8 protein-coding genes and 1 pseudogene are annotated in these 14469 nt (G+C 64.0%); 4 read left to right on the top strand and 5 right to left on the bottom strand.

All coding sequences use genetic code 11. The features are described from left to right. Positions 1–24: 24 nt before the first annotated feature. Genes AB0C75_RS01205 through AB0C75_RS01190 form a run of 4 tightly spaced genes read right to left on the bottom strand, consistent with a single transcriptional unit; the run spans position 25 to position 7787 of the window. The gene (locus tag AB0C75_RS01205; RefSeq protein WP_362885839.1) at positions 25–1128 is read right to left on the bottom strand and encodes an AAA family ATPase; all 1104 of its coding nucleotides are present in this window, start codon (positions 1126–1128) and stop codon (positions 25–27) included. Continuing rightward, positions 1125–2999: a DUF1998 domain-containing protein gene (locus AB0C75_RS01200; RefSeq protein WP_362885837.1), complete on the bottom strand. Its 1875-nt coding sequence runs from the start codon at positions 2997–2999 to the stop codon at positions 1125–1127. Before AB0C75_RS01200 ends, AB0C75_RS01205 begins: the two co-directional genes overlap by 4 nt. A 4-nt stretch (positions 3000–3003) precedes the next feature. Continuing rightward, entirely contained in the window at positions 3004–6165 is a 3162-nt protein-coding gene (locus tag AB0C75_RS01195; RefSeq protein ID WP_362885835.1) for a helicase-related protein, read from the bottom strand. After that, a complete protein-coding gene (locus tag AB0C75_RS01190; protein WP_362885833.1) occupies positions 6162–7787 on the bottom strand; it encodes an NERD domain-containing protein in 1626 nt (541 codons plus the stop codon). The genes AB0C75_RS01195 and AB0C75_RS01190 overlap by 4 nt, the downstream gene beginning before the upstream one ends. Before the next feature lie 85 nt (positions 7788–7872). On the opposite strand from AB0C75_RS01190, the pseudogene AB0C75_RS01185 reads away from it, so the two are divergent. The 4 genes and pseudogenes from AB0C75_RS01185 to AB0C75_RS01170 all read left to right on the top strand — a co-directional run. Continuing rightward, positions 7873–9069, top strand: a pseudogene (locus AB0C75_RS01185) (sigma-70 family RNA polymerase sigma factor); the annotation flags it as partial. Positions 9070–9315: 246 nt separating this feature from the next. Further along, the gene (locus AB0C75_RS01180) at positions 9316–11400 is read left to right on the top strand and encodes a transcriptional regulator (RefSeq protein ID WP_362886149.1); all 2085 of its coding nucleotides are present in this window, start codon (positions 9316–9318) and stop codon (positions 11398–11400) included. Next, positions 11397–12389 carry a hypothetical protein gene (locus AB0C75_RS01175; RefSeq protein ID WP_362885831.1) on the top strand — a complete coding sequence of 331 codons (993 nt, stop codon included), beginning with the start codon at positions 11397–11399 and terminating at the stop codon, positions 12387–12389. Before AB0C75_RS01180 ends, AB0C75_RS01175 begins: the two co-directional genes overlap by 4 nt. Then, positions 12386–13279, top strand: a complete 894-nt coding sequence (locus AB0C75_RS01170) for a DUF6339 family protein (protein ID WP_362885830.1) — start codon at positions 12386–12388, stop codon at positions 13277–13279. Before AB0C75_RS01175 ends, AB0C75_RS01170 begins: the two co-directional genes overlap by 4 nt. Here the strand turns inward: AB0C75_RS01170 and AB0C75_RS01165 are convergent. Continuing rightward, a complete protein-coding gene (locus AB0C75_RS01165) occupies positions 13210–14427 on the bottom strand; it encodes a DNA cytosine methyltransferase (protein ID WP_362885828.1) in 1218 nt (405 codons plus the stop codon). The two genes, AB0C75_RS01170 and AB0C75_RS01165, sit on opposite strands and share 70 nt — an antisense overlap. Between the last annotated feature and the right edge of the window lie 42 nt (positions 14428–14469).

Genomic DNA, 14469 nt, shown 5'->3' with positions numbered 1-14469 from the left:
GGCGAGCTGGGAAAGGGTGCCGTCTCAAATGGTTCGCCTGCCAAGCAGGGTCGGTGGTATGTCCGTGACGATCTCGGGTTCGCGATTTCCGTGGTAGCAGAAATGCAACTCAGTTCGAGCTCGCATGCACAGGACGTGGAACTGCTCGCGGGCTACCGCGCTTGTGGGGTCGTCTGCGTAGCTGTCCAGGTCCGGTACGAAGACGATGTCGAATTCGATCCCCTTCATGCTGGCGATGTTTACTACATGAGTCCTGTGTGTTGAAAAGTCGACAGTTCGGCGGTTCATGTCATCGGAGACGTAGGACTGAACCGAGGAATGGAGGCCCAACCCGGACAGCTGGCGGTGGATTTCGCGCTGAAGCTCAGTGGTCCTGCAGATGATACCGATGCTGCATTCAGGGCGACTGGTGATGTACTGAGCGAGTTGCGTGACAAAAGGGCGCTCCGAGGAACAGTGCATCAGGTGGGGAATTTCGCCGTGACGGTTCGGAAATTCACCGTTCGCAGTCTTCGCGTCCACTCGGAACCGATCCGCGAGAAGAGCGATCTCGCGTGAGGTGCGGTGATTCGTGCGCAACAGAAGAGTTTTCTCGTCGATGTCAAGCTCATTTTCGATGTCGACGAGGGTAGTCTGTCTCTCTTCGATGCTGCGGCTTCCGTCAGCGAACACAGTGACATTATTCTCTAGGATGGCGCATAGCTCGTAGAACTGGCTCGGAAGATTCTGTCCCTCATCGATGACCAGACTTTCGAGCGGCTCCGGTGGGTTTCGCAGGCACGCGATCTGCATCCGGTGCCAGTCGTAACTCCACTCGTCTGTGCCGTCGTTCGGTGGGTCCTCCTGAAAGCTCTTGTTCCAGAAGTCGCTCAGCCACCGATGGAAGGTGGTGATGCGGAACCCACCGGACAAGCGGTCTGAGAGCTGTGCTGTGTACTGACTGAGGAGATTCGAACGAGTGATGAGAGCGGTGCTTCGGCCAGCGGTGGCCTGCATCCATGCCCTGTAGACGGCCATGACGGTCTTGCCGGAACCCGGGGGGCCGGTGATCAAGTGGTTTCCGTCAAAGGGCAGTTTGATGACCTCGTACTGATCTGGCGTCAACGCGAGCAGGCCGGGAAGGTTCATTGCGCCTCGACAGCTGCTGCTGATTCCTCGAACGCGGCCTGAATCACCGATTGGAAGAACCCACTTACTTGGCCGTCACCGATTAGAAGAGTGCGATCGAGCAGCGTGTTCCCGATCTCGCAGCACGTCTCGGGGAGCAATGTGCACGCATGGCAGGCCGCCCTGTTGAGGTTTGCGAGGGAGCGGCCGGTGGAGTCGGCGCACAGCGGATCCTGTGAACACCACTGGGCCGACTCGAGAAGTCGAACCAGTGTGTCCGTCAGGTGTGGGGGCAACCCTTGGCGGACCAGGCCGCCCAGGGTCCCCTCCGAGTCCCCGGCTGCTGTGTAAATGAATACCCCGGCCTGCGGCGGATTTCGACTCCCGACCGGATGGCTTCTGGCGTAGACCCGTTCACGGAGAGACGCCGCGTTGTATCCGCTGTCGTACGAGAGCTGGCGGATGAACTGATGCGCCAGTGTGTGCAGCATGACGAATCTGGGCAGCAGTCGGGGACCTGTCTTCTCCCGCAGGCGTTCGATCTGGAAAGAAGCCTCAAGGTTCCCCTCAATCCCCTCGACCCAGCGCAGCACCGCCGGCGAGGATTCCCATTCGCTGAGCGCGTCCTCGTTGAACGAGATGAAAATTCCTTCGCCGTACGACTCCACGGCGGGCAACCACTGCGCTCGGGCAACGGGATTGACCGAAACGAGACGTTCGCGGCCCTCCGACTCGTAACGGGAAAATCCTTCGAGCGCCCTGACTTCACGAATTCTGTCCGCTACCACAATTTGGTGGACGCGACGGTGGAGCAGCACGAGGGAGGTCGGGGCGTCCACCTGTGCCCCCACTCCCACCTGCCTGATGCTGAAGTCGGTCGTGGAGTCCTCCTCGGATTCCGATGAGGAGAAGGCCGCCCATTCGGCGATGCTGAGATCTTCTACTGCGGCATCGACGACTGGACTCGCCGAGGCATCAGGCGTGTGCGCCCGGCGCAATCCGTCGACGAACTCTACGGGTACGTCGCATTTCCTTGCGATGTGCTTGACGATCACCTCCGTGGCGGGTGCGTCTCCCGTCTCGATCAGCTCTTCCCACAACCCATGATTCATGACTCGCTGGGCTGATTCATTATCCGCTTCAGGGTCCGGTGGGGAGGGGATCTCAATAGCAGAATGAATCAGTGGAAAATACACATTGGACGCGCCGCGTTGGACTGCACGTGGCGTCTCCTCGCAGTCGTCGCGCTCATCGTCGGAGGTCTGCCAGGGCTGGCTCCCCGAGCAACGTGCGCCCACCTTCTTCAGTATGTACTTCTGGCTGATTCCTTCGAGTGTCCGATATGAGTCGCAGGTAATACACGACACCTTCAGGGCGTCGAGGCCGGAGGAGTCGGGGGTGGCGATGAACTTGAGGCTCTTCATCCGGCACTGACGTTGATCGTGGCTTTCGGCGCGTGAATGTGCCCATCGCTGCCAGTCGACATCGGCCATGTGGCCGGCCCTGCAGACCTGAATGAAACGCATGGGGGCCAACTGGGGGGCGTTCGAGCACCGGCCGCATTTTGGGGTCTTGTCCCTTTGCTCCGCCTCGGGACGCCAAAGGGTCATCATCCTGCACTTCGGGCAGAACAGCCAACGAGGGAAACGCACATAGCCAGGACCGCGACGGGACACGTACTGGGCCTTGCCGGACGGGATCACCGCAGCCGCGCGGAATCCCCTTACCCCCAGCTTCCGTGCCAGCCGTGGGGAGTTCACCGGATCGCCCAGGTTGCCCCAACTTCGGATGTCGGCGGCAACGAACGACTCACCTTGCAAATCGATGATGCCGCCGACGCCGAACGGCGAGACGGTTTGTGCCCTGCGGACCTTCCGCCTGATGTCCTTCATCCGGTCATGCCCCCCTGACCGCGACCAGGCATTCCCGGTCGACATTTCTCATGGACTGTGCGGTCTCCCACAGCCCTTGTCCCTTGCCGAAGTCGGTCAACAGAGAGGCATGCCCGAGTCCCTGTGGCCGGTAGTAGAGGCGACTGCCCTCTCCGCGGGCGATGGCGGCTTCCTGCATCCAGCTCGCGATGAGCTCGTCCAACTGCTCACCGGCTGCTTCGCTCTCGTCCGGATCGGATCTCTGCACGTGCGCCACGATTCTGTCCCGCACGCGCTGGACCTCCTCCTTATGATCGGGCACGTCCCCGGCACTGTCCTCGGAGCTCAGTCCCACGCCATGGCGTACGAGGATGGTGAGTGCTGCATGCAGCGCCCGATCCCGGGACGGTGGCGACCACGGCGTGACACTCGTGGGCTCCACGTGCCGATAGAGCGAGGAGTGGTAGACCCCGAAGGACTCATAGTGAGAACGGTCACGGGGTTTGCTCGATCGGAAGAGAGTGACGATCAATCCGGGGACCTTGCGGCGACCGACCCGACTGGTCGCTTGGATGTACTCGGAGGTTGTCTTGGGCTGCCCGTTCATCAGCATCAGACCCAGGCGCGGCACGTCGACGCCTACGGACAACATGTTGGTTGTCGCCAGAAAGGAGACGCTCTCCTTGTCCGTGAACGGCCGGCCGAGCCGATCGAGCAGTCTGGGCTGTGAGGCGCGCGGAATGTTGCTCGTGAGTTCAACGACTGCGTGGTCGGGGAGTTCACGGCGCATGGACTCGTCCTGTGTGAGGTGTTCAAGCCTGGCCGGGATGTCGTCTCTGGCGATCGTGACAGTGCGCCCGAGTTCACGGAGGCTGTTGTGATAGGCAACGACGGTCCAGTAGGCATCACGGAGCTCGTCGTCCCGGCAGACGTCGTTGGGGGCTTGGAGGGCCGCTGCCCCGACGTGGACCGTCCCAGTGGAGGACGTGTGTCCCTGAGCCATGACACCGACGTAGAGCCGCCCCGGGCGGTCATGGTCGGGGGAGGCGAAGTAGGAATAGCGGGCGTCGGTCCCTGCCGGTGGGAAGAGCTGCGTTCGACGACCGTAGAGGCTCTGGATCTGTTCCTGTGACCGGCGGATCGTTGCCGTCGACGCGATTACCTTCGGCCTGATGCCGTCCCATGCACAGAGTTCCAGGACTGCAGCCTCGTAGAGGCCGACCGTCGTGCCCAGCGGACCTGCCAGCAGATGCAGCTCGTCCTGAATCACCAGTGACGGCCTGCGCTTGCCCCTGCCCCCGAAGATGCGGCCGGCCTTCGGCTCCCAGGCCAGTCGCGCGAACTTGTCCACGGTGCCGAGCAGAAAGGTGGGCGGCTGCTCGTAGATGTGCTGGTCGACCACGGAGACTGGTAGACGGTCGTGGAAGTGGCATGTGTCCCGAGGACAGAGGAACGAAAAGCTGACAGAGTCCGCGGAGATCCCGAAGTCACCGTCGCGGGTGTGGCGCTGGGGGACGATCTCGGTCCCGCACCAGGGGCAACGTTCCAGGAGGAACCGATCGTCAGGTTCGTTCATCTGCTTGAGCTCGCCGAGGGCGGTCTCGGCCTCGGCGTACGAGTTCGGTGTGGTGTCCCTGCCCACCCACAGGCCAACGGTGATCGCTTCATCCCCTAGCTGTCGCGCTTCTGGTCCGTCGTGCCCAAGACGCATGTACTCGAGAGCGCAGATGGCCGTCGCTGTCCGCTGGAATTGTTGGGTGGTGAGAAGGCTGAGCGTGTACCGACTGATGACTGCCGTACCACCACCTGCGGTCCCGTGGTGCAGCCGACGCCAGGCGATCTCGAAACACGCGGTGAGTAGGTACGCCTCGGTCTTACCGCCGCCTGTGGGAAACCAGATGAGGTCGACCGTGTCACGGTCCTCGTGGCCGGGGTTCATGAGCCCCTCGACCACCAGCAGGAAGAAGGCGAGCTGGAAGGGGTGCCATGCCGCCTCTGCGTCGGGCTCGGAGATTTCGACGACGTCGTCGGTCCTACGGCGTCGGGTACCGGCAAGTTCACTCCGGCTGTGCAGCATCTGCAGGGCCATGGCTCGGTTGGCCAGCCGGAACGCCTCCCGCGCGTGGTCCCCTCCGACGCCTTCCGCGCTGAGGATCTCGACACCGGACTCCATGCGCCTGACGGCGGTCTCAACACGTTCGAGGATGCGTGAAGCGGGTGGCTGGCTCCACTTTGGTAGCTTGGTGGTCGCCTCGACCACGCGGGACTCGTACCAGGTGCGATAGCCCGCGACGAACGCTTCGAGGTCAGCGCGGAACCTATCCACGGGAAGATCCCGCCGGTACAGGCGAGCGAGGTTGAGCACCGGCAGATCTGTGGGGCCGTCCGGACGGATGTGGTCGACCACTTGCTGCGGCATGACCTCCGCGCGAAGCGTAGTGACCTGCTCGTCCGACTCCTTCCACTCGACTGCACAACCGTGTCCGACGGCCCGCGTCGCGATGTGCCGGTACTGAACCCGGAGCTCCTCTTCCTCTGGGTCCCGGCTGTTTAGGCGAGTACTCGGGTACTCAAGTACCCTCCCGTCCAGCACCGTGACCTCGAGCCCGGCTTGAAAGAGCATGAGGTTCCACGAGTTCCGGGGGTCTTCGTCCTCGTGGTGAGCGTTCGCGAGCACGCACGTGACAAGACGGCCCACGCCATGCCGACGCCACCGGACGTAGAGACGCGCGTGCCCGTCCAGGACGAGTTCACTGCTGGTCGAACCCTGGGTGACCGGGACCGTCTGGGAACGGCTCGGCCGTCGGATCCAGATCCTGCGCCCGCCCTCACGCACTGTTTCGTACCGCGCAGCAGAACCGGTCACTGTGATGGTCGTGGCATCGGTGAAGAACGAGAACCCGAGTGATGACGGCATCCACGCGTTCGCCTCGGCCACGGGATCGTCGGCGAACCCGTCCTCCTCGCCGACCCCTGCGACGTTTTCGGACAGCTCCTGCTCACCGGCAGCTGATGTGCGGTCGTGGAAGTCCGTGCCACGCGGGTAGAGAGTGCCCATGAGATAGCGTCGATCCGGTGGGTCGACGAGTGTCTCCTCCGCGTCCGGATGCGGTCCGACGAGCTGCCTGTGCAGATACTCGACGAATTCTTCCCGGTGCGCCGCGAGTTCCTGCTCGGAGGCAGTCATCCCGTCTCACCCTCCCGCTCGAGTCCGGCAGCGCCAATTTCTCTCAGCACACGGTTGACGCCGGGCAGAGTGGCGATCCACAGGTGTGCACGGGCGCGGGTCCAGGCGACGTAAATTGCGTCGAGTCGACCTTCGAGCACTTCGATATCAAGGTCGATGAGGCACACGACCTGGTTCTCAAGGCCCTTGAAGTCCACCACCGAGGACCAGGTGATGCGATTTCTCGAGCGGCCGGTGCCGACAGTGTCCGCGTATCGCTCAATCTTGGAGAAGCGGTTCGAGAGCCGGGCGGAGGTCTTCTCCCAATTGCCCGAGGCGGACACCAGAGTGATGTCCCGAGGAGCCACTCCGTCATCCAGGAGGCGCTTCAGATGTGAGTCCAGAGCCACCGCCTCGTCCTCCCTGGATGTGACCTTCGCGAAGGCTACCTGCTCTCCTTGCCCGGCCATCGCGACTCCCAGATCGGCACCTGTGTAGCGCTGTACCTGCTTCACGATCTGTTTGGTGTTGCGGCAGTTGCGCCTCAGGGAGGCCGTCATCGCGCCCAGTTCGCGAAGGTACTTCCACGCTTCGGGGTCGTAGCCCTCGGGAGAGAGAACCTGGTTGTTCTGGTCAAGCATGAAGATCCACTGACCCTTGCCCAATCCGCCTCGGACGAGTTCATCGAGTCTTCCCAGGTGCTCGAAGCTCATCAAGTCCTGAGCCTCGTCGACGATCAGGTGGTCGAAGGATCGCCCTCGTATCTCGTCGAGGCGATCGAAGGGGAGCACGACGACGGACTCCCCCGACAAGATGCTGGAGAGATGTGCTGCCAGCGTGCGACTTGCACACGTAAGGAGGATCGTGCCGCGGGCAGACTTACGACGGGCAGCCTCTGCCGCGAGGAATGTCTTGCCCGTTCCCGCCCCCCCTGTCCAGATCAGCCTCGGGTTGTCCTCCAGCTCGTCGATGCGTTCCAACTGCTCAGTGGTCAGGCGCTCGAAGGTCGCCTCGAGATCGGTGATCCTGGACTGGAGGTTGGGGACCAGATCAAATTCCGGGCGTACGGCCCTCAGGATGTCCCCGCGCAGCTGGGCGGAGATTGGTGTGATGGCCGACTTGTTTCTGCCCTTGCTGGGCCAGTAACGGCCAGCCCGCCGGATCGCTGCTTCGAGCCCCTTCCCACCGGCGTACGCAGTCTGGCCGAGATACTGTTCGGGTTCGTATGTCGTCATGGGGGGGAGATCGACATTCGGGGTGATGACCAGGTATCCACCCACCGCGCTGCGACCACGGAGACCGTCGACCGCTGTTTGGAACTCCCGTTCCAGTTCGTGCATGCCGCTGCTGGCCTGTTCGAAGGGGCCTTCTGCCCGCGTGTCCATGTGCCCGTCACCCCGACCGTACTGCCACCTGCCGTCACGGAAGGCGACTCCACCTCCCTTCACCTCGATGAACAGGATCAGCTGGGGTGTGATGACGACGAAGTCGACCTCCCCGACCCGCTTGTAACGGTGCGCCGGTAGATGCACGGAGTGCAAGGCGACGCTCTCCTTGTCGGGGATCGCCTTGAGTGCAGCGAAGACGCTTCGCTCGGCGACACTCCTGGTCCTGCTCGAGATTTCGCTCGGAACGATCCTCATCAACTCTCCCCGCGGTCGCATCAACAAGGTCAAGATAGCGATATGACCTGGGAACAGTCACGGAGAAAGTGCGCAGGGGAGAGCCATGAGCTCGGAGCATCGACTTACAGCCAGTCAGCGTGCGTATCCGGCCGATTCGGCCCGGGTCGAGCGGTTGTTGCGTCGATTCCGGGCCGAGGGGATCGACCGCGGCTTCGCCGTTTCGCAGGTGGCGGCCGCAGCGCTTCTCGACCCCGATGCCCGTCGTGTGCTGACTTCCGTGATGGAGGCCGAAGGATGGACAGCCGATCGGGCGGACCTTGGCGTACCGAGCGCAAGTTGGCAGTCCGTGTCTACCGTTCCGGCGGAGGTTGTCGGTGATCCTCCGCTCGATGCGCCGGGTGCTGCCGGGTTCGCCGGGGTTGCGCGAACGGCAGGAGCTTTCGACTCTGCCGTCGCGGCGGCCAGGCGGGTTCTGGAGAACGACAGATGGGACAGCAGGCCGCAGAAGCGGATCCTGACTGCTGAGGAGGAGGCCGGCCTCTTCTGGCTTCTGAGATCCGACCTCCCGTTGACCGGAGACCTTCCGGAGGGTTACCTGCGTGGTTTGGGGGACGGAAGCGAAGCGCGTCGTGCCTACGAGGCTTTGGTGATGCACAATCAAGGGCTTATTTACGCGACGGTGAAGGACAAGGTTCCTGACGGGGAGGGATTGGACCGTGAGGAAGTCATCCAGTTCGGCGAATTCGGACTGATTCGCGCCGTGGAGAAGTTCGACGTCACAAGGGGGTTGAAATTCTCTACCTATGCGACATGGTGGATCAGGCAATCTGCCGACCGCGGAGTAGCGGACCATGGGTCCGTGATCCGCTATCCGGTCTACGTGCGAGAGGCTATAAGGAAGGTTCGGAAGGCCCAGCGGAAGTTCCAGAGTCTGGGAAGGGAGCCGGATGAGGTGGATCTGGCGGCCGAGTGCGACATGGATTACAAAAAGGTCGTCGAGTATCTCAAGCTAATGCGCGGTGTCCAGTCGCTCGAAGGCCTCGTCGAAAGTCCGGCGTCGAATGAAGCGATCCGTTGGGCACATAGTGGTGCACCTGATCCCTACCAGGCGTTGAGAGGGTACTTCGCTGTGGAGGAGCTCAGGCCGCTGTTGGGCATCCTGCCGGAGCGAACCCTGCTTGTGATCCTCCACCGTCACGGGGTCGTGGACGGCGAGCGCTGGACGCTCGAGGCGCTGGGGAACCGGTTCGGAGTTACGCGTGAGCGGATTCGCCAGCTCGAGCGTCGGGGGATGCAGGACCTCCGCATCGCTCTTGACCTGGAGTCGGACCCTGCGGTCGCGACCGAGCGCCGACAGCAGGACGTGAGAGAAAGGCTGAGGCGGAGCCGCGAGAAGTTGGGAAGGCTTCGCCGAAGGGCCGCAGCGGCAGGTGGGCCGGCACCCGCGCCGGGAAATCTCGGCGCTACCACGGGTGGTCGCTCGGACAAGAAAGAGGGAGCGGTGGCATCGATCGAGGGATCATTCAGTAGCTGGCTGAGTGACCGAATGCAGGAAAGTGGAATGAAGGATATCGAGCTTGCGGGCCGTCTGGGTGTGTCGGTCGGACTCGTCGCGGAATGGGCTGGCGGGCGATCATCGCCGGATGAGGGAATGCGGATGGTGATCCGATCCATTCCGGAGTTGAGTGATGTGTCGGGACTTCCCGAGGAGACCGGCGAGGAATTGTCCGAGTTGATCGGGAGTCCTGCCTGGTATCACCGCCCCGCGTACACCGATGGCGGGCGGGACTTCGGAAATGCGGCAGCCTTTGCTTTCGAGGCGGACGTGGAGGTCCTGGCACGTGAGGCCACCCAGAACAGCCTCGACGAGTGTCATGACGGCACCCGGCCGGTCCGTGTCCGGTACACGCTGCACGAGCTCACGGGTGATGCTCTGGCAAGCTTTCGCGAAGCGATCCACTGGGACGAACTCGCCCCGCACTACGAGGTCGCGGCGGCTCAGGATCAGAAGGTCGGCCGAGTCATCGACGCCGGGCTGCGGGAGATGCGCGAGCGTGACCGGCTTGTTCTGCTGCGGGTCGACGACTACAACGCCTCAGGCCTCACCGGCGATGACTACGAGACGGGTCGGTTCGCTGCCGTCGTCCGGCGCCAGCTGGACAGTCACAAGTCCGGCGCCGGTGCCGGTGGTTCATACGGCCTCGGCAAGGCGACCCTGTGGGCGACCAGCCGGCTCGGTCTGGTGCTCATGAATTCCACGCTGTCCGAACCGCATGAGGGGCGTGCCGAGAGGCGACTCATCGGCCGACTCGATCTGCCGTGGCGCGAGGTCGAAGGCACGCCCTGGGCCGGCCCCGCCTGGTTCGGCCGGCCCGATCCCGATGCCGACAGACCCGACGTCGCGCGCTCGTGGTGGGCCGACGAGGAGAGTGTCGAGCGGCTCCATCTCACGCGGGAAAGTAACGATCCCGGTACCTCGTTCCTCATTGTCGGCGCACACGACGTGGCGAGCCTCGCCGACGCCGCGTCGGCTGAAGGCGACGCTGGTGAGGACGAGGAGAGCGTGCATCGCATGCACAAGCGTCTCCTCGATGCGCTCGGACGGAATTTTTGGGCCGCCATGACCGCAGGTGATGACGGACAGCCGTTGCTGGAGGCCTCCGTCCGCACGTTGCGCAACGGTGTCGAGATCATCGAGGAGGAGAGTGTCGATCCCCGGGTCACCCAACCCTCGCGGAGCCGTGCGCTCCAGGCGTTCCTGAACGGCACGACCGTAGAGCGTCTGACCGAGTCCGGCCAGGTGGCCATGGCGACCGTACCGCTGAACGTGCCAGGTCTCGGGGGGCAGAAGAACGGTGGTGAGCACCGAGCGGTGCTCCTAGTGACCGAGGCCGACGACGCCGACGGGCGACCGAACACAGTGGTGGCGATGCGAGGTAACCGCATGACGGTCAGGACGAGCCGTGTGCCGGACCTCGCTCTGGGCACCAACCCCTTCCAGGCGGTGCTTCTCGTTGGGCACGCCGCGGGCGACGAACAGCCCTTCGCCGACGAGGCCGAGGCGTTTCTTCGCACCTCGGAGCCGCCCGAACACAACAAATGGGGGCAGACCGAGGAGCTGCGCATGCGGTACTCGCCGTCCGCCTACCGGAGGATTGCCACGCTTACCCGCGACACGAACAGGGCGGTGCGCGAACTCGTGACGCTGCCCAAGGCGAAGCGTCGCGGCGCGACCGACAGGCTGCGCAAGCGGCTCACGGTATCGGGCAAGGGGGTGTCTCGGACATCCGGCAAGGCCGGGGTACCGATCCTCGACGAGCTTGATGCCCAGATCGGCGCCGATGGTGCATGGTGCGTCACTGCCGAGGTGAAAGTTCCCGCAGGGGGCGAAGCCGTGCACCTGACCCCGGTGGCCAAGCTGGACGTGCGATCCGGTCCTAGGCCGACGGTGGCCTGGGCCGAACTCGTCGCCGTGCGCAACTGTGAATTGGTGAGCGGTGTGCTGCGGTTCGAGCCCGGCGCGCGGAACGCGACTTTCCGCGGTGTCACCGACGTGTCAACGCACCCGGTACGTACTGCGCTTACCGGCCTGGTCGTCGAACTCCGCACAGAACAGGGAGAGAAGCCGTGAGGGCATATCCGTACAAGCGGCTCCCCGGCGTCGTCTCACTGCGCGTGACGGCGGTGGGTCTGAAAGGGCCTGGGGACAGCCGTGAATCGCTCGACACCAAGGCGTACTCGGTAGTCGAGCAGGTGGTGGCTCTGGGGCGGGCGGAGCGCGTTGACTGGGAGAGCGCTCGGATCAAGCTGTCAGCCACGGTTCCGGCCAGGGCGACCGAACCCAACGGCTACTGGTCCGACGTGACGGTTGTCGCGGTGCTTGCAGAGAAGATCACCAACACACGGATCACCGTCCAGCTGGAGCCCGAGACCGAGGGCGGTCGGGATTGGATCGGCTCCGTCGAACTGTGGCGTGCCGATCATCTCGACCGTGCCGCTCTATCTGTCCACGTCGTGGCGACCGTCGACGGGGTGCCGGGTCGCGTGATCGCCACTTCGGAGAAGGAATGGGTCATTGATCTGACGGCAGATACCCCGCTGCGTCAGCGTGAACTCGACGTTCTCGAGGTTGGCTTCCGCGAGGGCCCGGAATGGCTGCGCCCCTTCCGGGATGTGCCGTGGATCGTCGATACCTCCGGTGAACTGCCGGCTGTGCACGTGAACACCGACTTCGAAGGAATCACCGACCTCGTCGGTGGCGACGGTTCTGCAGCCGAGATTCTGGTCCGAGACCTTCTGATTGCCCAGATGTGCACAGATGTGTGGACCGCCGTGTTCCACACCGCCATCGGAGATCTGGAGGTCGAGGAAGACGGTACGCCACTCTTCCCGCACGACTGGCGAGGAGAGGTGCTACGCGAGATGCTCCCGGACGTCGTACCTGGCCGCCCCGTCGAGGAGGCTCTGCGCGAGGTTCATCGGCGGCGTACCGGAACCTTCGGCTGGATCGACCTCCAACCCCGTATCCAATTTGCCGCCACCCGCAGGGCCGAGGTGCCCAGAGCCCTGGCCACAGCCATCCGTGGCCTGGACCGACTCCACCAGGGGATCCACGCATGACCGACAAGCCCGTTCACCTGCCCGAGCGACTTGCCGTGCTCTCCGATCTCAACGCTGCCTCATACCTCACCGAAGGGCTGCTCGCAGGCAAGGAGAACGCACCGGCCATAGCGCTCGGCAGAATCGCCGAGCCCCTTCCTGGCGACGAAGCACGCCTGGCGCTCGGGCCGGTGCGCGACCTCTTCGACGAAGCGATGTACCGGTGTCGAGCTGACAAGCCGACCAAGGCCGATGCCTGGCTCGCCCCTCGGCTTCATGCCACTGTGCGGTTCGATCGTCGCGAGGCCGCCGACCGCGGGAGGTGGAATCATCTCGCCCTGGGTGTTGCTCCCGACTACGTCACCTGGCGTCACATGCCTGAGCCCAAGCAGGACGGGAAGGCACCGATGGTCACGGCCAACCGATTTCGCGGCGCCCACTACACCCAGGCCTTCGCTCGGTTGTGGTGGGCGGCCGAGCTATTTCGGAACGGTCCCGACTACGGACCGGTTGTCACCGCCTGCGCCCACCAGGACATGCTCAACACTGTGCTGCGGCTGGACGTCATCGACCACCGACCGACGGCCCAGGCGATGGTGCGCCTCATCGAGCGCGGCACGGTCAGAACCGGCCGCGAGATCAACGCCCTGGCCAGCGTGGTGAACACATCCGCCGCCACTCTGATGTATGACGTCATCGCCCCGGACGCGGAGCGGGAAGGGGAGCCATTGCGTCAGTGGATCGAGGCGGCGGAGTGGGCTGGTCCGGTGACACGCGACATCCTTCCGGAGGGTCCGGATGAAGTGCCCGCGCCAGAGGAATCAGTGGATCGTCTCGTCGACTACTTCTCGGAGCTCTTCGAAGACGCCCGCGTCCGCGGGCGGGTTGACAAGGCGTCGGATGACGACTGAGTCTCGGCGCCCCGCTCCCTCTTCGGGGGCTGCCACTGCTTGAGACGCTTGAGGGCTTCTTCGGAAGGCTTGCCCAGCCCCAGAGTCGCGCTCAGGATGTGCAGGCCCAGGAGCGGTGGAACGGCGTTGCCGATCTGCTGAGATACGTCCTTCCCGGACCAGGGGTATTTTTCCGGGAAGGACTGCAGCATGCCTGCTTCCCGGAAGCTGAAGCGGGGAAGATCGGGGCCGCTTTCCCCGGCGACGATTCTGTTCCGGGACACCTTTCCCGTGACCGTCGCGGAGGGGGCGCGAGAGCTTCGGCGGCCACGTGCCTTGGGATCCCCCCCCGTGCCATAGTTCGAGATCACGGTGAACGGTCCGGTGCGGTGATCCGCGAGTGCCTCCCCCATGGAGACCCAGGGGAGCGGTGGGCCGTCCCTGCCGTCCGTCTGCTCCTGCCACAGACAGGGATCGGTCGGAGTCGGAGTGAGCGTCGGCCGTATGTCCTTGCGGTAGGGCTGATGGGTCGGACTCGGCAACGCGACCTTGTTCTTCTTCCCGTATCGGGCAATGAGGACAGCCCTTCGCCGTGTCTGAGGAACGCCGAATTCCTCGGTTCGGAGGATGCCACACTCGGCCGAGTAGCCCTTTTCGTGGAGTACGTCACGGAACGCTCTCCACACAGGCAGGACCGCAGGGACCTGCTCCAGAACGATGGCTTCGTAGGGGCTGCCGTTCAGGAGCGCGTCCAGCGCCCAGTGGAGAGGTTGGAGGACGAGCCCGGTGCGCTCGTCCTCCAATACAGCCAGATCGGCCTCTATGTATGGCCAGGCCTCACCGTTCGCCAGGCGCTCCACGAAACCCAGTACCTCGTCGAGGGCTCGACGACCGGCGCCCTTCCCGGCGACGGTGTAGGTCTGGCACGGCGGACCGCCAGCCAGGACATTGGCTTCCGGGAACTTGGCCGCGTCGAAGGCGCGGACATCACCCTGCTCGGTGGGCAAGCCCGCCTCTCGGCGGGTCTCGCAAGCGCTCGCGTCCCACTCGATTCCGATGGATGCGGCCCCCAGCGCGTGAGCCGCCACATCCAGACCGCCTGGCCCGGCGAAAAGGTCGACAATGCGCACATCCGCAGGGCGGAGCGGATTCTGGGATGTGTTGGTCATGGGGTTGAAGTGTAGCCGGCGAGGAATGTTCCGGAGATCAGT

This window comes from Streptomyces sp. NPDC048565 (genome assembly GCF_040650935.1).
GTDB lineage: Bacteria > Actinomycetota > Actinomycetes > Streptomycetales > Streptomycetaceae > Streptomyces.
The sequence above is the reverse complement of the archived record's forward strand: the minus strand, read 5'-3'. Positions and strand labels throughout refer to the sequence as shown.

Bases quoted from the DNA above. Each gene is read 5' to 3' on its own strand.
- AB0C75_RS01205 (WP_362885839.1), bottom strand. From the start codon at position 1,128: ATGAACCTTCCCGGCCTGCTCGCGTTGACGCCAGATCAGTACGAGGTC.
- AB0C75_RS01200 (WP_362885837.1), bottom strand. From the start codon at position 2,999: ATGAAGGACATCAGGCGGAAGGTCCGCAGGGCACAAACCGTCTCGCCG.
- AB0C75_RS01195 (WP_362885835.1), bottom strand. From the start codon at position 6,165: ATGACTGCCTCCGAGCAGGAACTCGCGGCGCACCGGGAAGAATTCGTC.
- AB0C75_RS01190 (WP_362885833.1), bottom strand. From the start codon at position 7,787: ATGAGGATCGTTCCGAGCGAAATCTCGAGCAGGACCAGGAGTGTCGCC.
- AB0C75_RS01180 (WP_362886149.1), top strand. From the start codon at position 9,316: ATGCAGGAAAGTGGAATGAAGGATATCGAGCTTGCGGGCCGTCTGGGT.
- AB0C75_RS01170 (WP_362885830.1), top strand. From the start codon at position 12,386: ATGACCGACAAGCCCGTTCACCTGCCCGAGCGACTTGCCGTGCTCTCC.
- AB0C75_RS01165 (WP_362885828.1), bottom strand. From the start codon at position 14,427: ATGACCAACACATCCCAGAATCCGCTCCGCCCTGCGGATGTGCGCATT.